Source organism: Vibrio orientalis CIP 102891 = ATCC 33934, assembly GCF_000176235.1.
Lineage (GTDB): Bacteria > Pseudomonadota > Gammaproteobacteria > Enterobacterales > Vibrionaceae > Vibrio > Vibrio orientalis.
Genome location: NZ_ACZV01000005.1, coordinates 1196208 through 1221739, shown reverse-complemented (window position 1 = coordinate 1221739; position 25532 = coordinate 1196208). Strand labels below are relative to the sequence as shown.

The 25532-nt window shown below is 45.0% G+C and carries 18 protein-coding genes and 1 pseudogene; 10 read left to right on the top strand and 9 right to left on the bottom strand.

Annotated elements, in window-relative coordinates; all coding sequences use genetic code 11:
- Positions 1-365: 365 nt before the first annotated feature.
- Genes VIA_RS16295 through VIA_RS16280 form a run of 4 tightly spaced genes read left to right on the top strand, consistent with a single transcriptional unit; the run spans position 366 to position 7564 of the window.
- Positions 366-2480, top strand: coding sequence for a type VI secretion system Vgr family protein (locus tag VIA_RS16295; RefSeq protein WP_004414297.1), 2115 nt, complete (start codon positions 366-368; stop codon positions 2478-2480).
- Positions 2470-2988 carry a DUF4123 domain-containing protein gene (locus VIA_RS16290; protein WP_004417719.1) on the top strand — a complete coding sequence of 173 codons (519 nt, stop codon included), beginning with the start codon at positions 2470-2472 and terminating at the stop codon, positions 2986-2988. The genes VIA_RS16295 and VIA_RS16290 overlap by 11 nt, the downstream gene beginning before the upstream one ends.
- A complete protein-coding gene (locus VIA_RS16285; protein ID WP_004414296.1) occupies positions 2985-6560 on the top strand; it encodes a LysM peptidoglycan-binding domain-containing protein in 3576 nt (1191 codons plus the stop codon). Before VIA_RS16290 ends, VIA_RS16285 begins: the two co-directional genes overlap by 4 nt.
- A 2-nt stretch (positions 6561-6562) precedes the next feature.
- Positions 6563-7564: an SEL1-like repeat protein gene (locus tag VIA_RS16280; RefSeq protein WP_004414295.1), complete on the top strand. Its 1002-nt coding sequence runs from the start codon at positions 6563-6565 to the stop codon at positions 7562-7564.
- A 42-nt stretch (positions 7565-7606) separates the two neighbouring features.
- Here VIA_RS16280 and VIA_RS16275 read toward each other — a convergent pair whose 3' ends face one another.
- Positions 7607-8419 (bottom strand): fumarylacetoacetate hydrolase family protein, encoded by an 813-nt coding sequence (locus tag VIA_RS16275; protein ID WP_004414294.1) that lies wholly within the window; start codon positions 8417-8419, stop codon positions 7607-7609.
- A 227-nt stretch (positions 8420-8646) separates the two neighbouring features.
- Between VIA_RS16275 and VIA_RS16270 the strand changes: the two genes are divergently transcribed.
- Complete coding sequence (locus tag VIA_RS16270; RefSeq protein WP_004417721.1) at positions 8647-9003, top strand: PilZ domain-containing protein; 357 nt, start codon at positions 8647-8649, stop codon at positions 9001-9003.
- Between the two features lie 147 nt (positions 9004-9150).
- On the top strand, positions 9151-9579 hold the full coding sequence (locus tag VIA_RS16265; RefSeq protein ID WP_004414292.1) for a hypothetical protein: 429 nt from the start codon (positions 9151-9153) through the stop codon (positions 9577-9579).
- Positions 9580-9644: 65 nt separating this feature from the next.
- Here VIA_RS16265 and copI read toward each other — a convergent pair whose 3' ends face one another.
- From copI to VIA_RS22435, 7 genes and pseudogenes are all read right to left on the bottom strand, one after another.
- Complete coding sequence (copI, locus tag VIA_RS16260) at positions 9645-10184, bottom strand: copper-resistant cuproprotein CopI (RefSeq protein WP_004414291.1); 540 nt, start codon at positions 10182-10184, stop codon at positions 9645-9647.
- A 65-nt stretch (positions 10185-10249) separates the two neighbouring features.
- Complete coding sequence (locus VIA_RS16255; protein ID WP_004414290.1) at positions 10250-13393, bottom strand: efflux RND transporter permease subunit; 3144 nt, start codon at positions 13391-13393, stop codon at positions 10250-10252.
- Positions 13390-15102 carry an efflux RND transporter periplasmic adaptor subunit gene (locus VIA_RS16250; protein WP_004414289.1) on the bottom strand — a complete coding sequence of 571 codons (1713 nt, stop codon included), beginning with the start codon at positions 15100-15102 and terminating at the stop codon, positions 13390-13392. Before VIA_RS16250 ends, VIA_RS16255 begins: the two co-directional genes overlap by 4 nt.
- 9 nt (positions 15103-15111) lie before the next feature.
- Positions 15112-16380: pseudogene (locus VIA_RS16245) on the bottom strand (TolC family protein); the annotation flags it as partial.
- A 219-nt stretch (positions 16381-16599) separates the two neighbouring features.
- Positions 16600-17073, bottom strand: coding sequence for a hypothetical protein (locus VIA_RS16240; protein ID WP_004417725.1), 474 nt, complete (start codon positions 17071-17073; stop codon positions 16600-16602).
- A 201-nt stretch (positions 17074-17274) separates the two neighbouring features.
- Positions 17275-17970 carry a VV20781 family protein gene (locus tag VIA_RS16235; protein ID WP_004414286.1) on the bottom strand — a complete coding sequence of 232 codons (696 nt, stop codon included), beginning with the start codon at positions 17968-17970 and terminating at the stop codon, positions 17275-17277.
- A gap of 54 nt (positions 17971-18024) precedes the next feature.
- Complete coding sequence (locus VIA_RS22435) at positions 18025-18180, bottom strand: hypothetical protein (protein ID WP_004414285.1); 156 nt, start codon at positions 18178-18180, stop codon at positions 18025-18027.
- Between the two features lie 647 nt (positions 18181-18827).
- Between VIA_RS22435 and VIA_RS16230 the strand changes: the two genes are divergently transcribed.
- The 4 genes from VIA_RS16230 to VIA_RS16215 all read left to right on the top strand — a co-directional run bounded on the left by VIA_RS16230 (position 18828) and on the right by VIA_RS16215 (position 24366).
- Positions 18828-19532, top strand: a complete 705-nt coding sequence (locus VIA_RS16230; protein ID WP_004414284.1) for a response regulator transcription factor — start codon at positions 18828-18830, stop codon at positions 19530-19532.
- Positions 19523-20872 (top strand): sensor histidine kinase, encoded by a 1350-nt coding sequence (locus VIA_RS16225; protein ID WP_004414283.1) that lies wholly within the window; start codon positions 19523-19525, stop codon positions 20870-20872. The genes VIA_RS16230 and VIA_RS16225 overlap by 10 nt, the downstream gene beginning before the upstream one ends.
- 353 nt (positions 20873-21225) lie before the next feature.
- Positions 21226-23853 carry a cellulose-binding domain-containing protein gene (locus VIA_RS16220; RefSeq protein WP_004414282.1) on the top strand — a complete coding sequence of 876 codons (2628 nt, stop codon included), beginning with the start codon at positions 21226-21228 and terminating at the stop codon, positions 23851-23853.
- Positions 23854-24060: 207 nt separating this feature from the next.
- Entirely contained in the window at positions 24061-24366 is a 306-nt protein-coding gene (locus tag VIA_RS16215) for a DUF1330 domain-containing protein (RefSeq protein ID WP_004414281.1), read from the top strand.
- A 107-nt stretch (positions 24367-24473) separates the two neighbouring features.
- Here the strand turns inward: VIA_RS16215 and VIA_RS16210 are convergent, their stop codons facing one another.
- Positions 24474-25505, bottom strand: a complete 1032-nt coding sequence (locus tag VIA_RS16210; RefSeq protein ID WP_004414280.1) for a methionine synthase — start codon at positions 25503-25505, stop codon at positions 24474-24476.
- Positions 25506-25532 lie beyond the last annotated feature (27 nt).

Here is a 25532-nt window from a genome sequence, read left to right as displayed (position 1 = left end):
GAATTTATGCCCATTTGTACAAAAAGTAAAGTGAATATAGGGCGTTTTAGAACATCTATTCTAACCGCTTATACTAATCCGTCTTGTAATTTAGTTAGGTCGATTGACTCGCCCTATATAGAACTGTTCTAGTGAGGAGAAATCGGACATTTAAGTTGCTCTAGTACGGTTCGATTGCGGTCAGAACCTTTAGAATTAGACGCTCGCAAGTAAAAATTTGCTCATAAAGGGCGGGTTTTCGCTTTTTGAGTGTTAGACTTAAATTAAGTAATTGTATTTATTGGTATTATTGGTTGGTATTAAGTTTGCTTTATATGCTGTTCACAATGCTGTCTACCTGAACGGTAACCATAAGGACTTTGATAATGCCAACGCTCAACTTGAATATTCATATCGATGGGTTTGAACACGATACTCTAAGCGTTATTGAGTACTCAGGCAGTGATAGCATATCAAGTACTGTTGACCGTAATGGCGTTGCCTATAACGGTTTTCGATTCGAGTTTAAACTCGCAAGCAGACACTCTGATCTGGTCCCTAGTGACCTCATTGATCGCTCAGTCGACTTCGAACTGGTCCAAGACGGTCAGGTTGTCCAACAGCTCAACGGCATTGTTCGCCAGTTTTGTAAGGGTAATACCGGGCATCATCACACGTTTTATCAGTTAACCATGGTGCCAGCGCTAGAGCGTCTATCCCTACGTCGAAACTCTCGACACTTTCAGCACAAAACGATACCTGAAATCATCTCAATTATACTCCAAGAGATGGAGATTACTGACTATGCGTTTGTCTTAAAGCATGAATATCTACAGCGGGAATTTGTAGCGCAATATCGCGAGTCTGATCTGGATTTTTTGCATCGATTGGCCGCAGAAGAGGGGCTGAGCTATAGCTTTGTCCACGAGCAAGGTAAACACACGCTACTATTTACGGATTCTAATGATGGCTTAATCGCGATAGAGCAGCCAGTTCCTTATGTTAATTTGAGTGGTGGAATCGTTGAGCAGCCATACATCAGCACTTTCTCGACCCAATCAACAGTTGGCGTCAGCCATAGTGAGCTTCAAGACTACAGTTTCAAAAAGCCAGCGTACGATTTTACGCAGCAAGCGCAGGGTAAAGAACTGGGTGCGCAGCGAGCTGATGTCTATGAACATTTCGACTTTCCAGGAAGGTTTAAAAGCGACGCTTTAGGCCAGCAGATAAGTAGAGCTCGATTAGAGTTTCTGCGCAGAAATACGCGAGTTGTGCTAGGGGAAAGTAACCACGGTTCGCTACTATCAGGTAAAAAGTTTCAGCTGCAAGATCATCCCGACGCTACGGTCAACCGAGAGTGGGTCGTCGTTGCAAGCCACCATTTCGGTACACAGCCCCAAGCATTGGAAGAAGAAGGCAACACTGGAGAAACCACTTACTCCAACCATATTGAAGTGATTCCAGCAGATAGAGTTTGGCAAGCGCAACCATCACCTAAACCGAGAGTTGATGGTCCGATGATCGCAATGGTAGTTGGTCCTGAGGGCGAAGATATCTATTGTGATAAACATGGCCGCGTCAAAGTCCATTTTGATTGGGATCGTTATTCAAATACCGATGAACACAGTTCTTGTTGGGTCCGAGTCTCCCAAGGGTGGGCGGGTTCGCAGTTTGGTAGTGTGGCGATACCGAGAGTTGGCCATGAAGTAATCGTCTCTTTCCTCAATGGTGACCCTGATCAGCCGCTCATCACGGGCAGAACTTATAATGCAGTCAATATACCTCCGTATCCTTTACCTGAGCACAAAACCAAAACAGCGATTAGATCAGAGACCTACCAAGGCCAAGGTTTTAATGAGCTGAGCTTTGAAGATCAAGTAGAGCAAGAGCGTGTTTACCTCCATGCACAAAAAGACATGGATGTAGAAATCAAAAATGATCACGTGACCAAAATTGAACGTGATGATTACTTAAAGATTGAAAACGATAGCTTTGAACTGACCAAAAACAACCGTCATACAACGGTTCAAGGTGAGTCGCGTGAAAAGATCGTCGCCGATAAATCTGTAAGTATTGGCGGAGCACTTCAGCAAAAAGTGAACAGCAAAACCGCCATCGATGCAGGTTCTGAAGTACACCTAAAAGCAGGCAACAAAATCGTTTTAGATGCAGGCAGCGGCATCACCATCAAAGCCGGCGGAAGTTTTGTCAAAGTCGATGCAGGTGGCGTCCATGTCGTTGGCCCAGCAATCAATATGAACTCCGGTGGCAGCGCAGGCAGCGGCAGCGGATTTGGTGGTTTAGCTCCAGCAATGCCAATGGGGTTAGAGGCGTTGGCTGCTCCGGAGGAGGTTCTTATAGCACCGACTTCTGCTTCGATGACAAGTTTGCTTCCAGCCATAGCAACTTTAGATCTACCTATTTCAGAACTGTGTCAAAAACAGATAGATGGTAGCTGTTCTAAAACTAGTTGTGAGTGCATAAATCAAAATGACAAATGATCATAGTTACTTAGTCCTGGATACTATACGGGTTCCAGATGCAAAAATAATATGTGCTCAAAATGAAAACGAATGGGAACCATTGTACTTAGGTACCATTTGGCAGCACCAAATGGATCTCAGCCCGATCTGGATACGTATCGATCCTAAAAGTGCTGTATGGAAAAAATGGGAAACGGATCCTAACTGGGCTTCTAGCGGCGTCCTTTTTACTTTCCCCAACGAGATCAGCCAAAACTCTGCAATCACTACTTTACAAGAGAAAATCACTGCCAAGAGTGAAGATGGGCGTTTATTCTTACTGCGTTTTTATTCACCATACACGCTGTCCAAAATAGCTAAGTATGGTGAGCGAACTGAAATAGACGGTATTTTAGGAGACGCAATATCTGCTCAAATATCTCCTCTGCTATCAAAGCGCTATTTCGTTGATGTTATAGAAAATGGCAAAACTCGAACTTCGTTGTCCCTCCTTTCAAACAAACTCGTCAAGGAATTACTAGCATGAAAACCCACGTGATACGACGAGGAGAAACCCTCTCTCAGCTAGCCAAACACTACAATACCGATGTGGCTACACTACAAAAGCTAAATGCTGAACAGATCAAAGATATCGACCTTATCTTCGATGGCAACAAACTCATACTCCCAGAAGAAATCGACAACACATCAGGTGCACGGGCAGAAAAACAAACCTTTCCAAACAACCAGTTGGTGCTCGCTCAATGCTCGACTCCTAAGTATGTGGATGCTCTATATGTCCCAGAACATCCACATACAAGAAAACAAATGTTGCTTCTCCTAACCAAAGACGCAAAGCAGTATGTCATCGAGGATCATCAGCGTTGCCAGCAAGCATTAAGTGGTGATAACAAAACAGTGTTGGCCCAACTCACCAAGCTAGGCGTCATGGATCAGTTTAACAGCATTACCCATGAAGTATTCCTGAGTCAGCTTGGCGATAATAAGGTCGCGGCCTACCGTAAAGCACTGCTTGAATGCTCTGCTTTAAAGAAAGCGTATAGCAATAATGAGCTGACGTTCCCGAATGATGATATCGAGATTACCTTAGTCAACGTTAGCGTAAAAATTGATCGTATCGAACAGACTTACTCTAAAGCCGTTGAGAATATCGAAAACGAAGCAATTGGTAGCCTCGTCCCTATACAGGGGGCGTTTGGCGAAGTTATGCTCAAGCAAGATGCGATTGATGGCGCCCAATCACTCAGAGTCAAACAATTACGTAAGTTACAGCAAGAACTCATCGAAGGCCTGGATGAAGCGATCAATAAGTTTGAGCAACAAGCAATGGAGCAAGCAGCCAGTACAACCATTGACGAGCAAGGCCATCAGTACAAGTTTTCAAATAAGCACGGATTCTATAGCTCAAATATCGAGCTGAACATCTACGACGCACTAGAAACCATCAATAAAGAGAAAAAATCCATTGGCCTGAACGACTCTCTTGATAGTAAAGACCTAAAAAGCACCAGTAAACTACCTTCGCTTAAGAAGGCTTACGACGTTTACTGTTACTGGGAAGATAAAGCCCATGCTGTCATTACAAAACTAAACAACCAACAATTTGAATGGGAGCCAATGGCTTTCTTCAATGCCAATAGCGAAAACAGAATTAGTTACCGAAAATTTTTTGCAGCTGTGCATCGTTTGAATCAGACAGGGACCTACCTTAAAGAACAGTGCTTAAACAAAGATGAGCTCTTTAAAGGGTGGCAAACTGTTGAATCTATTCGTGAGGAGCTTGAGAACAAAAGCCCGAGCATCGATGCATTAATCGGCGACTTAGATAAGCTTGACGAAGACACGTCTATTGCTAGCGAGCTTGGTTATTACAGTGCCTATATATTGAACCTTATATTACTACAAGAGATTGCGATCCGAATCCGGGATTTTTCTGAGCGATTTGGTAACAACGACAGCTATAACCGATACGTTAAGCGACTGTTCCTTTTCGCTGAAAATGCGCAAGAACGTTGCAAGGCCTTACGTACGGAGGCGAGCGAGCGAGTTGACTCCCCAAACTTTGACTACCAAAGAACATCCATAACCTTCGTCGGTGACATTCCTGTCATAGAAACATCGGATCGAAGTGTTGTGCTCCATGAAGCCCAATGGAAGCCGAAAAACTTAGACAACCATATATTTGCCAACAGCGGTGTTAACCAAAGAACCGTTGTTGAATGTGCTCTGTCTTCTGACCCCAAAAAGCTATTATATATTCTGTCAGACAGCCCTGTACTATCTACCGATATAGCGGAAAACAAAAAGTGCACTTCAATTGTTAACTTAAATTTAACGACCTCTGTTAATCGACAAAAAGAGCAACTATCTAAGGCATTTAAACAAGCACTGGGTGGCTCTTCTGATGCAGTTCTCTCCTCTTTAAAATTTGAAAAATCGATTAGCTGGGCGAATATCAGCGATGTCATTTTTCCTTGGAGTAGTAAAGAGTACGAAAACGAAACACTTGGCATTACCGCAATGACAGAAACCAGTGGAGGAGCACAATTTGCTCGTTTTACCTACAGTGCTAGTACCGCGATTGACCAAGACACATACAGCAAAGGCACGTTAAAAGCCGATTTTCAAACCGATTTCTCGCTGGCAAGTACCGAGCAAAAGATAACACTCAGACTACCAGCGAGTGGGGACATGCAGTTGGACATCCCCTACCGTGTTCGTGACGACGAAAAGCGTCATACTGAAAACATCGGCTCCGCCGTGCTTGAAATAGAAGGAAAGGTCTATGGTGTGCTCGCGGCAAGCTTAAAAGTGTCTACTCAGCTCCACATCGGCAATATGGAAGAGTCCTCAGGAGAACAAGAAGTCCGTCCTCTCGGCATCAAAGGAACAGTACCAAGCAGAAGTGACTATACCAATTACAATGTGTCCGGCTTAGGTCAGCAAGGCAGCCACGCCAGCACGCTTGCGGCTGGAGCTACTGCGGAAGCAAAAGCGTTTGCCGGACTAGAAGCTGGCGGGGTTCTGAGCTGTAAGTTAGATTGGGCAAAAGATCAAAAAAACGCAAAGCAAAATCTGTTTAAAGTCAGTTCTGGCTTTAAAGTCTCGGCGGGGATTGGGTATGATGGTGTATTCCAGTGCACGTTCAATAATGGCCGGTTTATCTTTATTACCGCCATGGCTGCCACGACGGGTATTGGTTTTGGCGGCAAATTTGCCACTGAGCTAAACCCTAAAGCCGCTGATGATTTCTTTGCTGCACTGCTTGGCGTCATGAACAACAAGGGTTTTCAGCGATTTGAGTTTTTTGACGAGTCTGGCAAAGCCAACAGTTTTGCCGAATTCAATAAGGTGCTGACGGTAGCCGCTGCATTTGGCTTAACAATCGGGCAAGTGATGATGCTGCCATTTAACATCATTGATGATATGGAGAAGCAAGCAACTGACGAAAAAAATGCCTACTTTGTTGCCAACTTTTTGCTTTCTGAACAGCACCAACAAGAAAACCAGAAATGGATAAAAAATATGCCCGCTGAGACAATGGCAAAATTATTGACAGTGCTAATTAATTACAATGACATTCCCTCAACTTCTTTTTTCGGTGACAAGGAGCGTGAGCGAAATTTTGCTGCAACAAAAAATGAAAAACAGCGAAAAGCGATTAATGAAATATTGAAATGGTTAGGGGCAGATAAGGCAACTAAAGGAAAAATAGTTACTTTTGAAAACGCGGTCCAAAGAATGAGGTTAAAGCAACCAACTGAGCTTGATAAAGAAATGCAATGGCAACGCTATGCCCAAAATACAATTCGTATGCGTGACTTTTTCCTCAAAGGTTTATCACAGCCTTATGAAAATCCAAATGATAAAGACAAAACTAAGTACATGAAATCATTGAACGATGAGTATGATAAATTTAACGAGTTTATGTTTTGGCTTACCAAAGAACACCTAATCCTAGAGAAAAAGCCTCGTACTTCCGAATATAGAGCTAGCCAGCTGACCAAATACACTACCCTACCAGCAGGTCAATATGAGCGGGAAGAACAGCTAAAAGCAATGGGATACACTATTTGCAACTGGCGACCAAAGAGTTAAAAATGAAGAAACTTATAATCACTTCCTTGTTATTTTTTCACGCAGCCACTTGGGCTGGAGAGCCAATCGACGAAGGAGTTCGACTATTTAATCAACAAATATACGCACAAGCTGAGCAAGTATTCCAACAAGAATCAGATAGTGGCAGTGCCCACGCGACATTTTGGCTTGCGATAACGCAGTATAAAAACGGTCAACACTTTGATGCAGGAAACACTTTTTTAAAAGCCGCTCAGATGGGAGACCCATGGGCAATGGGTGTTATGGGAGGAGGCAAATTATATGTGAATACACCATGTAGCTACCTTGGTTGGCCTTGTGATGAAAAGTGGCTCCCTAAAGCGCAACAAGGATGGACAAGACTCGCCCAAAATGGCGATGGAAAGGCTGCTTTTGCCCTAAAAATAACCAAAAGAGAGTGGTGGGAATACATCCCTTTTTATCGCCAGACTAAATACAAAGAGCTGGTTAGCAATGCAATCCCCAATGGTGGGTATCAATTCCTCGATTACAATACATATTGGGAGTCATTTGAAGATAAACTTCCGTACCTAAGGCTAGCTGCAAACCAAGGTCACGCCCCTGCCATGGTTTCTCTGTACTATTATTTGCTAGATCCTGAGCATTTGGATGAAGCTACAAAGTGGATAAACAAAGCAATAGATTTGGGGTACGCGGAAGCAGCCAGAGTCTTATACTACTCATATTCTCAAGGCGAAAAAGATAGTACTGGAAACGTAATAATCCGACCAGACCGAAAGAAAACTTATTATTACAACCGTATATCGGGAGCACTGGGAGGAGAACAAGAAGAAGACTCGAGAATTACTCAAAAAATGCTTGTGAAGAACAACCGGCCAGTAGTTGACAAAGATGGTGGTCCCGTATTCGAAATACTTATCACTGAAGAAGAACAAGCTGAGTTAAATCGACAAGTTGAAGAACGTATCCAAGACATAAAACCTAATATGTTCTTAGATGAAACATCTATAGACCTCTTCTAATCCAATATAAAGCCGCTCACCTGAGCGGCTTTATTCTATCCATCAAAACCTAACCACATTCTCCACAGTACCTACACCCTCAATCGATACTTCCACTACATCACCATCTTTCATCGCCTTGGTTTTCCCTGGAGTCCCCATATAAATCAAATCGCCAGGTTTTAAGGTAAAGTGCTTGCTTAGATAGCTGACCACTTTTGCGGGGCTATGAATCATATTTCGAGTGTTTTCTTGCTGTACCACTTGGCCGTTTAGGCGGGTAGTGAGCTCCACATTGTTGTAATCCACGCCGACGGCAATACTGCTGCCGATTGGGCCGAATCGATCTGAACCCTTGGCTCGAATCCATTGCAAGTCACTGTGTTGCCAGTTTCTCTCAGTAATGTCGTTGCCGACAGTGACGCCGAATATCGCTTGCTTGGCCTCTTGTTCGGATGCGTTTTTAACCGTTTTACCGATAACAATGACAAGCTCACCTTCAAAATGCACATTAGTGGCACCTTGTGGGACGTTAATGGGCGCACCGGAAAGGGTTAAAGAAGACGGTAGCTTAGAAAATATTGGTGGCGGCTGATTCGCAGGAGAAGCCAAGTGGCTGGCGTAATTCATCCCAACGGCAAATACTTTCTCGGGCTTGGTCGGTACCAATAAGGTCACAGCGTTAAGATTAATCGTATTTGATGAAATCGCTGTCGAAGAGAACAAATCGCCTTGGAGCGGATAGATTTTGTCCTCAACCAGTTTCCCATAGCTGACTTTACCTAAGTGCTGACAACGAACGTAATGGGTGATTTCTGCGTAGGCTAGTGAAGGAAGAAGAGAGATAAAACAGATGAGATAACGCCATAAATACATGGATAGGCTCCTTGGTTGAACCAGCAAGTATATCTTATCTATCAGGGCGCTAGCGAGTGTATTGCGTCATCTTCAACCTAACATAATGGTGAAGAATTTAGGCAATTTGCCGATAACTTAGGTAATATATTCAGTACATTGATTGCTCCTCCACCATGTTATGGATGATAGAGCTATAATAAAGGGATGACCTGCTTCAATATGCAGTGTGAAATGGGACTAAGTCTATGAATGACGTTGAACAAAAACGCAAGTACTACCGATTAAAGTATCCTAAGCGAGCTAGGCCTTTCGTGCGGTTCGGTGACGAGATGTTTCAGGTGACTGAGGTGTCTGAAGGCGGCATTAGAATGGTCTCTAATAACTTTACCAATATGTATCAGGGGTTGACCGTAAAAGGTGTGCTCAACCTCAATGAAGAGAACGTTATCGAGGTTGAAGGTGCGGTACTTCGTTTTGACAAAGATGAAGTGATCATCCAACTCAGAAAGGGACCGACGTTTAAAATAATGGTCGATGAACAGCGCTTTATTCGTACTAAATATCCGGTCTTCTTTGAGAAACTTCGCAAAGAAGTGGCTTAAAGCAAAGCGCGTAAAACCAAACAAAGACTTTATTTGAAGACCCGTCGTGGGTCTTTTTTCTTTTCTAGATGTAAGACCTATGTTTAAGAATTAAAGTAACAACTCATAGACAATAGGGTGATGACAAATTGAAGTAGATGACAACCAATGGACAAAAGCGCCTTATTGCAGCAGTTGTATTTGAGAGAGTGTGAAACAAAGGAGTTGGTTGATGTATCTCAGATTCCTTTAGGTTTGGCCCAATCGACAGAGTTTCAGCTTTGGCTAGGCACGAAACGTGATATAAAACGTGAAGACGTAGAGAACACTCATTGGATTAAAACTTGTACCGGTGGCTACATTACCGAGCTGATTTTTCATGGTGATGGCTCGCTAGATGAATTTCGGCTGTTTGACCGTTTCGAAACAACGGGGCAGTGGTCCTTGGATGATGGTGTGTTGTTGGTTGAGATCCATAAAGGCCAAAACAGATACAACTTGGCGGTGATTGGCAAGGCGTCAGTCAATATTCATTCTGCAGTTGAGTTGAAAAATGATGAGTTGCACTCGTATCTAAAACTTGCGCAAATTAAGTAGTTCTTAGGCTAAACATCGCTTAACGGTACGAGAGTAAAGAGGCAGCTTTCGCTGCCTCTGTAATATTAAAGAGTTGTTTTCTTAACCATCCCAGCTTCAGCGTGGCCAGGGATATTGCAGGCAAACTCAACGTTATTATCGCCGTGGAAGTGCCAAAGGATCTGCTTGGCTTTACCCGGTTTAACCGTCACAGCATTACCTGAATCGTGGGCATGATGACTCATTGTTTTCATCATTTCACGGTGTTCTAGTTGCTCTTTCGCCGAACCAATCGTGAACTCATGGTCAATCTTGCCTTTGTTCATCACGACGAACTGCACAACATCATTCGGTTCAATCTTCACCTCTTTTTTAAACTTGATGGTCATATCATCATCAAGAATCACGTGAACCACTTTATCTGGCTTAGCGCCTTTGGCTGGCATACCAACGTCGGACATACCCTCCATATTCATCATTGAGTAGTCCATCTTATTGTTGGACATGTTGCTGTGATCCATTTTCCCATGGTCCATATTGCCATGATCCATGTTTGAGTGATCAGAGTTTGCGTAGACCGCAGTAGTTGAAAGAGAAAGCATGATTGCAATAAGAGTCTTTTTCATTGTTTTTCCTTACCTATTAGGCGAATTAATTATAGTTGGGGAAGTTGCTTCCCCAACGTGTTGAGTTAGTTGTGTATTGATTGGTTATGAGACTTAAGTTCGCGTTGTTTCCACAATTTAAAAATTGCTGGTAGTACGAGTAGGGTAAGCATCAGTGCGGAAGCCATACCGCCAATCATTGGCGCCGCAATGCGCTGCATCACTTCAGAGCCTGTCCCTTCGCCGTACATAATAGGAATCAAGCCGATAATCACGGTGAGAACGGTCATCATCACCGGACGTACACGAAGCCCAGCACCTTCTCTAATCGAGTCGGTCAAATCGCTGGCTTCAAGTGGTCGCTCTCCCTCTTGCGCCTTAAGTTTGGTGTAGTGCCACGCTTGGTTTAGGTAGACGAGCATAATCACGCCTATCTCGACGGCGACACCCGCTAAAGCAATAAATCCTACCCCGACTGCAATAGAAAAATTGTAGTTCAGGTAGTGCATTAACCAGAGGCCGCCGACCATCGCGAGCGGTAGTGTCAGCATAATGATCATCACTTCGCCGACACGGCGGAAGCTGAAGTAAAGCAGTAGCATGATGATGGCAATCGTAATTGGAACGACGACACCTAGGCGCTCTTTCGCGCGCTCCATATATTCATACTGACCAGACCAAGCTAATGAGTAACCCGCGGGTAGCACTAGCTGCTCAGCGACGGTCTGTCTTGCTTCTTCAACGTATGAACCGAGATCTCGGCCATCAATGTCAACAAATACCCACCCATTAGGACGTGCGTTCTCTGTCTTTATCATTGGAGGGCCATCTTCATAACGGATATCCGCTACATCAGCTAGGGCAATGCGAGCACCATTTGGTGTCACCAATGGCAAGTTTTGCAGTTTGACGACAGAGTCACGGTAATCTTGTGGGTAGCGAACGTTGATAGGATAGCGTTCCAACCCTTCGATCGTTTCACCCACATTCATTCCGCCAACGGCTGTCGAGACTACCTGCTGAACTTCTTTGATACTGAGCCCGTAACGCGCTGCTGCTCGGCGGTTGATATCGATAGTGACATAACGACCACCTGCAACACGTTCAGCGTAGACTGAAGCCGTACCATTAATCGCATTAAGGATTGGTTCTAGATCGGAGCCTATTTTCTCAATCACTTTTAAGTCAGGACCCGCGATTTTAATACCAATAGGAGTCTTAATACCGGTTGCAAGCATATCGATACGAGTTTTGATTGGCATTACCCAAGCATTGGTGAGGCCGGGGAATTGCACCAGTTCATCAAACTCTCTACGCAGCGATTCGGTTGTGACGCCGTCACGCCATTGTTCGCGTGGCTTCAGTTGAATCACAGTTTCGATCATCGTCAGCGGGGCAGGGTCGGTGGCGGTTTCAGCTCGGCCGATCTTACCCCAAGCGGTTTCCACTTCCGGCACTGTCATGATCAGCTTGTTTGTTTGCTGCAAAACCTCACGTGCTTTACCAATAGAGATGCCTGGGTAAGTGGTTGGCATATACATCAAGTCGCCTTCATCCAATGGAGGAATGAACTCGCTACCCATTTTAGTGGTTGGGTAATAAGCCGATGCCATTAATACTAGGGCAAGAGAAATAACGCTTTTCGGATATTTCAGACTGAGATTCAATAAAGGCTTGTACAGTGATACCAATCCTTTGTTGATCGGGTTTTTGTGCTCTGGTAACACATTACCGCGGATAAAGTAGCCCATCAGTACAGGTACGAGCGTGATAGCGAGACCTGCAGATGCTGCCATCGCATAGGTTTTGGTGAAGGCGAGAGGAGAGAACATCTTGCCTTCTTGTCCCTCTAACGCAAACACCGGCACAAAGCTAAGGGTGATAATCAGCAAAGAGAAGAAGAGAGGTGGGCCAACCTCTTGCGCAGCGTCCCCAATTACTTGCCAGCGATTCTTATCGTTGAGCGGCGTCCGTTCTATATGCTTATGTACGTTTTCGATCATCACGATTGCCCCATCAACCATGGCGCCAATCGCAATGGCAATCCCCCCTAAAGACATGATATTGGCGTTAATTCCTTGCCAATGCATGACAATAAAAGCCGTGAGAATGCCAACAGGTAGACTTAACGCGATTACCAGCGACGAACGAATATGGAACAAGAACAGTGCACAAACAATGGCAACTACGATGAACTCTTCTGTCAGCTTCTTCCAGAGGTTTTCAACGGCGGAATCAATCAGTGTTGAACGGTCGTAAGTTGCGACGATTTCTACGCCTTCCGGCAAGCTATTTTGCAGCTCACCAAGCTTTTGTTTAACGTTGGAAATGACTTCGCTAGCGTTCTCGCCAAAGCGCATCACAATCACGCCACCGACTGCTTCACCTTCGCCATTCAGCTCAGAAATACCGCGGCGCATTTGCGGACCTAGGTTGATATCAGCAATATCACCGAGTAACAGCGGTGTACCTTGCTCGGTCACTTTAAGCGGCAAGGCTTGGATATCTTCAATACCAGATAGGTAACCGGTAGTGCGCACCATATGTTCCGCTTCTGCAACTTCAACAACCGACGCACCACTTTCTTGGTTACCGTTTTGAATTGCCATGTTGACCTGTTGCAGTGTTAGGTCGTACGCACGCAGTTTGGCCGGATCAATCTGCACTTGGTATTGCTTGACCATACCGCCTACGGTCGCAACTTCAGAAACGCCGTCTACCGTCTGCAGTTCATACTTCAAAAACCAATCTTGTAGGCTGCGAAGTTCGGCTAAATCATGTTGGCCAGTTTTATCTTGCAAAACATAGCTATAAACCCAGCCCACTCCCGTGGCATCTGGGCCAAGCGTTGGTTTTGCACTTGGTGGTAAGTTAGGTGCGACTTGGCTTAAGTACTCCAATACTCGCGAACGCGCCCAATACATATCGGTATCATCGTTAAAGATGATGTAGACATAGGAGTCACCGAAAAAAGAGTATCCGCGTACTGTCTCGGCTCCTGGTACCGCTAACATCGCGGTCGTGAGTGGGTAAGTCACTTGGTCTTCAACAACCTGAGGCGCTTGGCCTGGGTAGCTGGTCTTAATGATTACCTGAACATCAGAGAGGTCAGGAATCGCATCAACAGGGGTATTTTTAATGCTGTACAAACCGCCAAAGACCAACGCAATGGTCGCGACAAGGACTAAAAATCGGTTGCTGATGGACCAACGAATAATCGCATTAATCATACTCGGTCCTCATCTAACTCAAGTTGTTTCAGCACGTATTCCGAGCCATCTTTCTGGATTAGAAACCGCACTTTTTGGCCTTCTTCAAAACCAGAAAGGTTGATCTCTTCACCGACAGAAAAATTGATTTCACCTGACTCCCAATCCCACTCGGTGACAGGCAAATGGTTCAATGTGATCATGCCAAAATCTTCCATTAACATAGAGATATCGCCGCGCGCCCACACCTCAGCAGAGACGACAGCGTCGCTGATTTTGTAGTCAACGATCTCGTATTGACCTTGCGGCGTTTTCTGCATTTCAAACTCTATCGCTTGTCCTTGAGCAAACGGAGTGAAGTCCGCTGCTTCTGCGACAGTGAAGTTCATCACCATGCCCGGCCAATCCCATTCAGGTACCGGTTGGTGGTTGATCGTTAGCATACGGTGACCCGGCATTACATCGGTAATCTCGCCTTTCGCCCATGCGGTTTCTGCTGGTGGTTCAATGCCATTGATGCGAGAAAGGTCGGCCGATTGGCTTGATTCTGAGTCGAGCATGAAATGCGCTGAGGTAACAATTTTTTCGCCAACTTGAAGGCCACCGAGCACTTCGATTTTGTCTCCTGCTTCTCGGCCGACTTCGATGCGGGCTGAACGATATTTTCCGTCGCCTTCAGCCAGCACTACGCGCGTCATTCCGCCAGAGCGAATAACGGAAGATCGAGGAATCGTCAGTACTTGTTCGTTACTCACAGGCAGCAATGCGACGTTGGCAAACATATTAGGTTTCAGCTCACCATTAGGGTTAGGGAACTTTAAACGGACTCTTAAGGTGCGAGTTTTAGGGTCTAAAATCGGGTAAACGTAATCGACTTCACCTGTCCAGCTTCCTCCCGGAATAGCGTCTAAGGTCATAGAGGCTTGGCTACCTTTGCTAATCCAGTGCGACTGGCGCTCAAACACTTCGGCATCTACCCAGACTTCGCCAAGAGGCCCGGCACTAATTACGGCTTGCGCTGGTGATAAGTAACCACCTTCACGGATATTTAGGCTGGCAATAACACCGTCAGCAGGCGCTTTGACCTCAATGGTTTGAGATGCCTTTCCTCGACGAGTGATTGCGCGTATTTGCTCTCTATCTACGCCAAGAGTTAGCAATCTATCTGTTGCGCCTTTTATCATGCCTTTGCGCTGAGTTTTATAAGCACTTAACAGTTCTTCTTGTGCCTTGACCAGTTCAGGAGAATAGAGCGAGAACAAGACTTCACCTTGAGAAACTTTCTCCCCAACGGCATTGATATTGAGTTTTTCAACCCAGCCAGAAACGCGCACGTTGGTTTGCCATAACTTACTTTCGTCAAATGCGATGTAACCAACAGTTTCAATGCGAGGAGATAATGCTTCTTTGGTTGCTAAAGCCGTTTTTACCCCCAAGTTGTTTTCTACAGCAGGGGCAATTTTGATTGTTCCTGGCTTATCATTGTCACCGTTTAGATCTGACGCATAAACTGGAATTAGGTCCATACCCATTGGTGACTTTCCAGGCTTATCCCTTTTGTAATTTGGATCCATTGGAGCCACCCAATACAAAGGTTCATCTGCAGTCGTTGCTTCTTCAGCTGTTGCATTTGGCATCGAATGCCCAGCGCCAGATAAATAGAAGTTAGCGCCGTAGCCAATAGTGCCGCCCACAATCAAGGCAAGCGTTGCTATTTTTAATGTACTCATGTGAATTCCTTATTGTTGCTTGCTGTGGGTAAGGGGGGACTCTGGGCTTGCGTAGGTAAAGCCACCTAACAGTGCCGCTAACTTACTATTGGTAATGTGTAGGTCAGTGGTTAGACGAGCAACTTCAAGTTGCAAAGCTAGTTCATCGCTCGATGCGGTAATCACATCTCCAAACTGTGCGGTACTGTTTTGATAGCCGCGTTCGACAGCTTGAGTTCTTGCTGTCGCTTGAGGAAGTAAACGGTCTTGATAGCGCTCAATTCGCTCTTGCAGATTGAGTCGGTCATTGACCAATGCGTTGACCTGAGCGTTCATTTGCGCGAGCAGAGTATCTTTTTGATATTTTGCCGCTCCAACTTGGTGCTGTGCTGCTGCTAGATTCTTGTCTTGGCGGCTTCCCGTGAAGAGGGGGATATCCATAGTGAGGTAAGCACTGACGAGATCAGATGCAGGTTCCCCCCTCATATTGTTGGCTTGGCGATAGGCGTACATTACCTCAACTCCAAATTGTGGCGTGTAAGCTTGTTCAGCCACTTCGACTTGGATTTGATTTACAGAAATGTTTGAGTCAGCCATCTGTGTCATTGGGTGCTGGCTAAGTTGGTCGTAGTATTGAGCTGTACCCGCGTGTGACGACAAAATCGCCTCTAGCGTGGGCCAATTCAACGTGTAGCTTGCCGAAAGAGAGCGATTGCTGCCTAACCAATTCGAGCCAAGCCACTCCGAAAGCTGAGAGATAATACGACTTTGCATTTGGCGATTGAGCTGCAGTTTCTCTTCTAGCTTATCCACCTGTAATTGAGTGTTGAGCAGGTCCTGAGCCTCACTTTTACCAATGGAGTAGTTAGTCTTTACGAACTGCTCCATTTCAGCCATTAGACGCTGGTTTTCAACGATGATTGATTCTGCGTATTGTAGGTAACCAAGCTCTAACCAAAGTTGAGTCATTTGCGTAGCGACTTCTCGCTCTCTGAGACCAACTTGTAACGACAAACCGCTCGATTGTTGGCTCGCTTTACGTTGGTTCAATTCTAATGTTGAGCCGCGTTCGAATTGCTGCATCAAACCAACAGATATGTTGGTCATTGGATCGTCGTCAAACTTAAAAGAGTCGACAGGTAATCCTCCAACCCCCACTTTGAGTTTAGGATCCATTAATGTTGCGCTCGCAGCTCCGGACTCTGTCATTGCCAGTGACTGAGAGGCATATTGTGCTCGGCTACTATCTTGGCTTAACGCAGATTCAATCAGTGCATTGAGCTGGTTTGTTGATGCCGCGATGCTCGCAGAAGTATTCACTTCTTTGGCATAGGAGACGGCAGGTATCGCGGCGATTGATACGGCGATACAAAGGCTTAAAGGTTTAGCAAAACCAAGGCCGTATAATTCATTGTTCACAATCATAATCCATTGAGGGCGTTAGAAAACGCATAGACTTATCCCGGTGCTTTTAACGAATAAAACTTACGCGCGGGAAACGATATTTATGAATGAGAATTAAACGGTTGGCGGGCGGAGAATAGATTGAAGGCGTGTAACGGTATCACCGATCTTTAGCGATTGGTGTAGAGCTAATGATGGCGTAATCGCACTCAAGAGCTGAGCGCCATGATTTGGGTAGGAGGCACTGGAGCAGACGGTTGTACAGCAAGTGTGCAAGCCACTGTCGCTTTCACCGCAATGAACAGAGTTAGTAGCATCGGGTTGGGCATTATTCACCATAGAGTGATGATCATTCCCCTGATTCATCGACATGCAGTCAGTGTGCTGTGACTGGGAGCGTTTCGATGCAGATACCTCGGTGTTCTGCGTAGATTGAGAGTGGTGGTTGTGAGCCGCCGCCTCCACCATCGCATTTTCAAAGGTGACGCTATTCATCGCCATTGCTGGTGAACTCGACACATAGTTAGAGATCAGCATCAAGATGATACTGAACATCATAATCATTGTGTTTTTGAGCGAGTGAGTCATAGCATACCTTTGTTTATAGAGTAGAACTTTAAAGGCTACCCTAAGGGTAAGGTCAACAGTTTTTTCGATTTAATGCGAATTTAGTTGATGTATAGTTAGTATAGCGCTCTGGATAAGATGACAATCAATTTATGAGCTTGCATTGAATACAAAAAAGGCGCAGTCACTGCGCCTTTTTATCTTGTAGATATGTTGCCTAGATTAGTCAGCCGGACGCCAACTTAAGGCGCTTGCAATTGCACCGACAGCCAAAACATCTCTTTGTTGAGCCGTCATTTCTGGTAGCCATTGCACAGTGAGGATGCCATTGGTTTGTACGGCCGCGACTTCTTGTCCTTTTTGCTTAAAGCTATAACCAAGCGGATTCTGTAAGGGCATCATTAGCCCCGAGCCCGTGTGCACGGTTTCAACCTCAAAATGAACGCCATCAATTGCAATTGACCCTTTCTCTTTGTCTTCTGTACCCAAGTCGATCACCTTTGACTCTTGCTCAAGAATGAAGGTACCGATGGGCTTGCCTTGGGATGAAATATCACATAGGTATGGTGCATTGCCACCGAATTGCAGCATGCTAAATTTTACTGAAGTACCACCGCCACTGCAGCTTAACAGCCAAGTTTTCCCACTGTCTTTATTGGTGACCTCGGCTGCCATCGAACCGTCTTTGGTTGAAATCGTATTGAACCAAGTTGATGTCGATGCATCACGTGAGTATTTGCCTTCATAAGAGGCTCCTAAAGTGAATTGGCCTTCACCACCAAGCCCCCATAGATCGCCATCGGTTTTGATTAACATTTCTGGCTGAGCGTTAACGGCTTCAGATTTATCCATAATGGCAAGGCTGCCACATGCGGTTAAACCAAGCATTGAGATTAAAAGAGTAAGTTGCTTTTTCATTGTGATTACCAATTGAATGCTCCCAGCCAATTGACTGGGAGAAAATAGTGATTATTAGAGCGCGATGGTTTTGTCAGAGAAGGTGATTTTTTCGATGTCAACGAGCTCGTCGGTACCTGTTGTCGGGCAAGTGATCTGATTTTCTACTGAAGCCGTTACACCTGCAGAGAAGAAGGTGGACAATAGGTGAACAGAAGGATGAATCTTCATACGCAATTACCAGTTGTTGATGAACAGGAAGAATTGAAGCGTATGGTAATGGCAAATTAATAAAACTTAACTATGCATCAATGGGCGCATTCTGTTTTTATATCTGAATGTAAGCATGCACCTCGCGATGGTTACAATAATTTAACCAGGTTTGGGCTGTTTTTATGAATAAAGCGCCATTTCATTGTTATTTAGTCAGAGAGCGAAGCAATTTACGCCACTTTAATTGGCATGTCATTTTGTAAGTTGTAGGTGTGTAAGCGTATGTAAGCAATCTTTTAGGAGGTGAGAAAAATGACGCATTCATAACTGCCTCATAAATGATACATGGCACTGTAAGATTTGGTTTACGGTGACTGCTTTTTGTCCATTCTTAAGTCAGCTTGCACTATTATTCACTCGCAATTAAACACAATAAATTACAACCTTTCATATTTTGTTATATCTCATTTCGATGCTGTTTAAAAACTACGCAATAACATCTTTATATGGCACTCGGTTCTGTAATTGATTGCATGGTGCTAGCAGTGGGCACATTAAATGTAAGGTAATTCTTACTCTAATTATTTGTGAGGTTAATGAGTTGCCTTGAAGAGTAAATCGTTTGCTATATACTGCGCGCAAATTTATAAATGGTGTGTAGATAGATGAATTCAAAGATTTTATTGATCGAAGACGATCGCGATATCTCTCAACTGACTCAGATGTATTTAACCGCAGAGGGATACCAAGTTGAAGCGATATACGATGGCTCAAGTGCGATAGATAAAATCAAAGAATTTCAGCCTGATCTTGTGCTGTTAGACCTGATGCTACCGGGTAAATCAGGGGCAGAGATATGCAGTGAAGCACGCCAATTTTATACGGGTATGATCATGGTCCTAACTGCGGCCGAAGATGAGATGAGCGAAGTGAGCTTGTTCAAGTTTGGTGCGGATGATTATGTCACTAAGCCAGTGAGAGGGCACATACTTGTTGCTCGAATAGAAGCGTTGATGCGACGTTATCAGCGTCAGCAAAAGCTTGAACAAGTCAGCCATGTTTCTGATGCTCACGGAATTGTTATCAATGCTCAAAGCCAGACCGCCTATTATGAGCATAAACCCATCAGCTTAACCAACTCTGAATTTGAGATTCTACAATTGCTGATTGAGAACGTTGGACAAACCGTATCACGCGATCATTGCTGTCGTTTAGCGAGGGGAATTGAATACAACGTCAATAACCGCTCTATTGATATGCGAGTCTCTGGATTGCGCAAAAAACTGATTCAAGCCGAAGTTTACAGCGCAACAATTAAAACCATTCGCAACCAAGGCTACAAACTCGTGGGCAGCAGTGCATGCGCGTAGAATCACGACCTCGCTCAATGTTTACGTGCCTATACATAGAAAGCTTGCTAGGCATGATACTTACTTTTGCGGTCTTCATGCACTTTGGCACCGGCTACATGCGTAAAGCGGATTTGGATATCTTTGTTGATGATGGAATCTACCATGCTCAGCGCTATGTCAACAGCCGTTATGAACGTCATGGGTTGTATGAGAAGTTAAACCAGTATGGTGAGTTGACCTTTTATGATTATAAGTTAGAGCTTTTAAAAGGGTGGGATGAAAGTCAGCCATTATGTCAGCACTGTACGATGCATATCAGCTCGCAGGGTATACGAGTCTATATGGATGAAGATGAGCTGCTAATGATGGCTTCGCCCATTCCTAATTCGGCTTATCATTTACTGTTTCAAGAGATCGACGACCCTCATAATGTCGCGCTTCCTTGGTATAAAGATGAAGAAGTTCATTTTATGATTTCTCTCTTTATCACTATGAGCATTGCACTCGGTTTACTCATTTACTTACCACTGCATCGCGTCAACAAGCGTGTGAATCGACTTATTATGACGCAAGAGCGTTTTGGTCGAGGCGAACTGAGCGTAAGGGCTGAGGCTTACCATATATCTCCAATCAAAGAGATCGCCCAAAGCTTCAATGATATGGCGGAAGACATCGAGCGACGAGTAAAGCAAAATCAGATATTCTCGCAGGCAATCCCTCATGAGATCCGTACGCCCCTAAGTAAGATTCAAATGGCGTGTGACATAGTTAGACGGGATGATTGCCAAAATAGAGATCAGCTTTTTAATGATATCGACGATTACATAGAAGATATATCAGATCTGACAAGCGATATCCTTCAGCTATCAAAGTTGAACAATAAACTTGGCTATGATGAAAAGCTGACCGAAAAAGCGATTCCACTCAGACAGTTTTGTCGCTGCCGTTTAGACATGATGGCGAGTAACACAACCAAGCTCAATGTTGCTGATGATGTGATCGAAGATGAAGTGACACTTGCTCCAGCGTTTGCCAAGTTAGTACTAGATAACTTAATCAAAAATGCCGACAGGTATGGCAACGGTCTAGTCGAAGTGACGTTACACGAATATCCAACCTGTTGGACCATTGATGTAGAAGACAACGGAGAGGGCATACCCGAAGAGAAACGCCAAGAGATCTTCATGGCTTTCGCTCGATTAGATAAGAGCCGAAACGCCCATGGTGGCGGCTTTGGACTCGGCCTTGCTATTGCCCAGAATGCTGCGAGAAACCTAAACTGGACAATTTCTGTTGATCGAAGCCATTTAGGCGGTGCTCGATTTACGGTAATGATCCCGAAACAAGTTGAGGCTTAACCACGCGTTAAGCCTTTTATATTGAGCTAGAGACTTTTAGCACTCACCTGTAATCCTCAAATAAAACAACCACCTAGATATATCCTCAATAGCCATAGAACGCTGTCCTTATCAGAGCTACTTAATTTATTGGATCGATGTATAAGTTGCTTTGCTTGAATAAGTAAGTTGTATGGAAAATTGTATTTCCCCGTGATATTAACCGCATAACAGTATGAATAATTATGATTTAACAGATAAATCAGCCAAGAGTTGCTAACTTAATTTTTGATAATTATTTATCCACTCAATAAGTGGTTTATATAAAAAACGTGAAATACAAATAGAAAATCAATAACTGATAAGGAACTGATATGTTTAGGATGAACAAGGTGGCGGCAACGTTAGCTTGTATCGTTTTGAGTGGCAACTTGTTTGCGGCTGAACCTTACGATGCAACAAAATCATACTCAGGTGGAACACAGGTAACTGTAGACGGTAATACTTACGAAGCAAAATGGTGGGTGAACGCAGGACAAAGTCCAACCGACAGCTATGCGAATGAGTGGGACTCTCCTTGGAAACTGGTGAGTGGTACGGAACCAACCCCAGACCCTGATCCAACCCCGGACCCGACCCCCGATCCAGACCCTACGCCTGATCCTACACCAGACCCAACTCCGGACCCAGATCCGACACCAACCCCAGACCCTACACCGGGCGTGGGTGTGTGTGCCGAATTCAATGTCTATCCAAATTGGACACAAGGTGACCACGCAACGGGCGGCGACATCATGGTCAATGACAATGTGGCCTATAAAGCGAACTGGTGGACATCGTCAATCCCGGGTAGCGATGGCAGCTGGGGTCATCATTTAGATTGTGATAATTCTTCTTCTGGTGGTGGTACAACAGCACTTTCATTGCCAAACCCACTTGATCCAGTACGACTAGAAGTGGCGGGTTGGCCAAGTAACTTTGTGGTTGCAGGTCCAGCGACTTTAGACACGCCATCAACCCTAAGCGTGAATGTAGCAAGCAGTCAGGATCTCGCTGATGTCGCGAAACTTACCGATGCTTTTGTTGCTTTGATCCAAGCAGCTGACACAGCAGGCTCAACGTCTATTATTCTTAGCAGTGATGTACTTGATGTCGCAACGGCCGACAAAGGTGCCGCTTTAGGTGTGGTTGCGGTTAAGCAAGCTCTAGCAGCCGCAGTGGATGCAACAGGTACACATAGTCAACTTGACGCGAATACAATCAATGCACTGACTGATGATGTGCAAGGTTGGGCGCAAGCACACAATCTTGTGATTTCTACTTTTGCTCCACAAGCGACGTTTGGTTGGACAGTTAGCATTGGCGACTTTGCTTACAACACTCATTCTGGTAAGCGTGCAGTATGGAATGCAGCTTCTGGTGCATCTGCAGATTTGTTGTCAACGTTTGAACTGTACAAGGCAGACTCTACGAGTAAAGCAGACTTTGTTGCATTTACTAAGTCAGCAACGACTGCAGCATTGACTAATGAGCAGTGGCATTACGCGTTAGAGTACGTTAAACAGGTTTCTGACCACATCAAGACACCTGCGCTACTAGAGTCGATTCCAACGGCGCAAGCAGCGAGCTATTTCTTAGGCAACACGTCTGGAGACCGTAATATTCGTAAAGCTGCACACAGCAATGTGTTTGCTATCTTGTTTGATACTGATAGCGCTGATCTTAATGCGAAAATCGCCCGTTACCAGACGGAAACAGTGCCGTTGTACTACGTAGGTGAAAGCGTTCAAAATGGTCCTTTGACTCGTATCGCATCATTGAACTCTGAGTTAGCAAGTGCTGAAAACGCGATGAACAATCAAGCGTTCCTTTATGAAGTAGCACAGGCACAGTGGGCGCCATCAACTGTGTACAAATGGGCTGACTTCCTAGCAGGCCTTAACTCAATGCACAACGTAGGTGTGGCTGGCAATACTTTCTGGCTATTAGATGATGCGGCAGATGATGCAACGAACTCTATCTATGCAAAAGTCGCTATCGCAGCCTTCTTATCGCAAAGTATGCAAGAAACTATTCGCTACAATGCTTGTGATGAGAATAACTGGTCTGAAGTACGCTATGGAGCTCCGGTTAACTACCCAATGACAGCGAGCTGTGGTCAGCTAGGTCAAAAATACGCTGACTACGGTATGGACCCGAATACAGGTATCGACCACCCGTACTCTTGTCCTCGTGATCCGAAAATGGAAGTGACTGCGTTAACCAATGCGAAATGGTATGGCGCTCCAGCTCCTGTATTTGCAGCACCAGACTCAGTACTTGCAGAGCAAGGTTTACTCGTAAACGGTAACGTTGGTCGCTGGACGAATGACGGTCACTGTATGGAAGTCCCAACAAGCGTTGATACCTCTAAGCAAGTTTGGGAGCGTGGTGAATGTAAGATCTACGAAGGCCAGAAAGCCGGTAAGTTTATCTGGGATGGTAGTGATACTAACGGCACCGTTGAAGGTTGTGGCTGGTGGGGTCGTGGTGTAATTCAAACTACGGGTCGTCAGAACTTTGGTACATTGAACCACTTCATGGGTCGTTCACATGTCGATCCAGAGACTATCGGTACAACGGTCAATGGTACAGTAGTCGAAGCGCCTCCTGCGAACCCGCTATATGCAGACCTAGACTTCTGTTCTAACCCAGGCTTGATTTGTAGCTCGGAAGAGAACAGAGAGATCAAGTGGATTGCTGGTCTATTCTACTGGGTTTCATCAGTACAGACATACAATGACGTAGGTGGTCCATACGCAGATTGGAACTACCATGCTGAGTTGAAAAAGTACGTTGATGGTGGACTGCAAGGCACGGCGTTTATCGATGCGGTTTCAGGTATCGTAAACCGTGGTTGTCCAGATAGCCATTGTCCAGTGAGCGGTGAAGTACATGCGGTGAAAGAGCGTCAAGATAACTTTAAGCTAGTGCTTCAGACTCTAGGTCTTAACCCTCAGTAAGATAAAATGAGGTAACGCCTCTCTTACAGATAAATCCATAAAAGCTCCCAATTGTTGGGAGCTTTTTTTATTTGTATTTTTTTCGTGGCTACGTTGATTGAGGCAAGCTTAAGGAGCCAAATGGAAGTCCTGTAGACCTTTCCTATACTGAGTAAGGAATCTACGCCCGCTAATTGATCATTAGCCGACATACAACCGGAGCCTCATATGACGAGCTACTACTCTGTAATCGAAGTAACACCGACCCAAGAAGAATGGATCCCAGGCTATATTGGTCCTGCAACCCAATTAGTTCATAAGCATGGAGGCAAATACCTTGCACGAACAGCAACTCACGAGAGAGTAGAGGGGGATAGAGACAACCCTGCGCTTCGAGTGATTATTGAGTGGCCATCGAAGCAAGCTGCGTTAGATTTTATGAATGACCCTGATTATGCCCCTCATCTTAAATCACGCAGTGATGGCTCAATAAGTCATCATGCATTGGTGGAAGGTAAAGATGATATGGCGTAGCTAGGTTGGAATGAGGGAATCTTTGAATTGCTCTATAGCTCCCGAAATATAGGAGCTATAGTGATATTCATTGGTGTTGGGCGAACTTTGGCGGTTAGTCGCCTTAACTACCGGTTCGCAAGCTCATTTCGTACGATCTCTGCTCCTTCGCTTAATGCTTTCAGCTTCCCAGACGCAACATCACGAGCGAGAGGAGCCATACCGCAGTTAGTACAAGGGTAGAGCTTGTCAGCATCTACGAACTCAAGCGCTTTACGTAGGGTATTCGCGACCTCTTCAGGAGTTTCGATCGCGTCAGTTGCGACATCGATAGCACCGACCATCACTTTCTTGCCACGGACAAGTTCAAGTAGCTCAATTGGCACACGAGAGTTATGACATTCTAGCGAGATAATATCGATATTGGACTTTTGAAGTTTTGGAAACACTTCTTCGTATTGACGCCACTCCGTGCCTAGTGTCTTCTTCCAATCGGTATTCGCTTTGATGCCATAGCCGTAGCAGATGTGGACAGCGGTTTCACACTTGAGCCCTTCAATGGCTCTTTCTAAACACTTGATTCCCCAATCATTGACGTCGTCAAAAAACACGTTAAACGCAGGCTCATCAAACTGGATGATATCAACGCCGGCCGCTTCAAGTTCTTTGGCTTCTTGATTCAGGATCTTGGCAAACTCCCAAGCAAGCTTCTCGCGACTTTTATAATGGTCATCGTAAAGCGTATCAATCATTGTCATTGGGCCCGGCAGCGCCCACTTTATTGGCTTGTCAGTTTGCGTGCGTAAGAACTTGGCGTCTGCGACGAAAACGGGCTTTTGACGACTCACAGGGCCAACAACGGTTGGAACGCTTGCATCGTAACGGTCACGAATCTTAACCGTTTTACGATTTTCAAAGTCGACGCCACTTAAATGTTCAATAAAGGTGGTCACGAAATGTTGGCGTGTTTGCTCGCCGTCACTGACAATATCTACGCCAGCTTGGTGCTGTTCGTGCAGAGAAACACGTAGTGCGTCGTGTTTGCCATCCGTCAGCTCATCACCTTCAAGTTTCCAAGGAGACCAAAGCGTTTCTGGTTGTGCTAGCCAAGACGGCTTAGGTAAGCTGCCCGCTGTAGAAGTAGGTAATAATGGTTTCATAATACTGTTTAAGCTCGCGTTAAATGA

Coding starts and splice junctions, on each gene's coding strand:
- VIA_RS16295 (WP_004414297.1), top strand. CDS start 366: ATGCCAACGCTCAACTTGAATATTCATATCGATGGGTTTGAACACGAT.
- VIA_RS16290 (WP_004417719.1), top strand. CDS start 2,470: ATGACAAATGATCATAGTTACTTAGTCCTGGATACTATACGGGTTCCA.
- VIA_RS16285 (WP_004414296.1), top strand. CDS start 2,985: ATGAAAACCCACGTGATACGACGAGGAGAAACCCTCTCTCAGCTAGCC.
- VIA_RS16280 (WP_004414295.1), top strand. CDS start 6,563: ATGAAGAAACTTATAATCACTTCCTTGTTATTTTTTCACGCAGCCACT.
- VIA_RS16275 (WP_004414294.1), bottom strand. CDS start 8,419: ATGTATTTATGGCGTTATCTCATCTGTTTTATCTCTCTTCTTCCTTCA.
- VIA_RS16270 (WP_004417721.1), top strand. CDS start 8,647: ATGAATGACGTTGAACAAAAACGCAAGTACTACCGATTAAAGTATCCT.
- VIA_RS16265 (WP_004414292.1), top strand. CDS start 9,151: ATGGACAAAAGCGCCTTATTGCAGCAGTTGTATTTGAGAGAGTGTGAA.
- copI (WP_004414291.1), bottom strand. CDS start 10,184: ATGAAAAAGACTCTTATTGCAATCATGCTTTCTCTTTCAACTACTGCG.
- VIA_RS16255 (WP_004414290.1), bottom strand. CDS start 13,393: ATGATTAATGCGATTATTCGTTGGTCCATCAGCAACCGATTTTTAGTC.
- VIA_RS16250 (WP_004414289.1), bottom strand. CDS start 15,102: ATGAGTACATTAAAAATAGCAACGCTTGCCTTGATTGTGGGCGGCACT.
- VIA_RS16240 (WP_004417725.1), bottom strand. CDS start 17,073: ATGACTCACTCGCTCAAAAACACAATGATTATGATGTTCAGTATCATC.
- VIA_RS16235 (WP_004414286.1), bottom strand. CDS start 17,970: ATGAAAAAGCAACTTACTCTTTTAATCTCAATGCTTGGTTTAACCGCA.
- VIA_RS22435 (WP_004414285.1), bottom strand. CDS start 18,180: ATGAAGATTCATCCTTCTGTTCACCTATTGTCCACCTTCTTCTCTGCA.
- VIA_RS16230 (WP_004414284.1), top strand. CDS start 18,828: ATGAATTCAAAGATTTTATTGATCGAAGACGATCGCGATATCTCTCAA.
- VIA_RS16225 (WP_004414283.1), top strand. CDS start 19,523: ATGCGCGTAGAATCACGACCTCGCTCAATGTTTACGTGCCTATACATA.
- VIA_RS16220 (WP_004414282.1), top strand. CDS start 21,226: ATGTTTAGGATGAACAAGGTGGCGGCAACGTTAGCTTGTATCGTTTTG.
- VIA_RS16215 (WP_004414281.1), top strand. CDS start 24,061: ATGACGAGCTACTACTCTGTAATCGAAGTAACACCGACCCAAGAAGAA.
- VIA_RS16210 (WP_004414280.1), bottom strand. CDS start 25,505: ATGAAACCATTATTACCTACTTCTACAGCGGGCAGCTTACCTAAGCCG.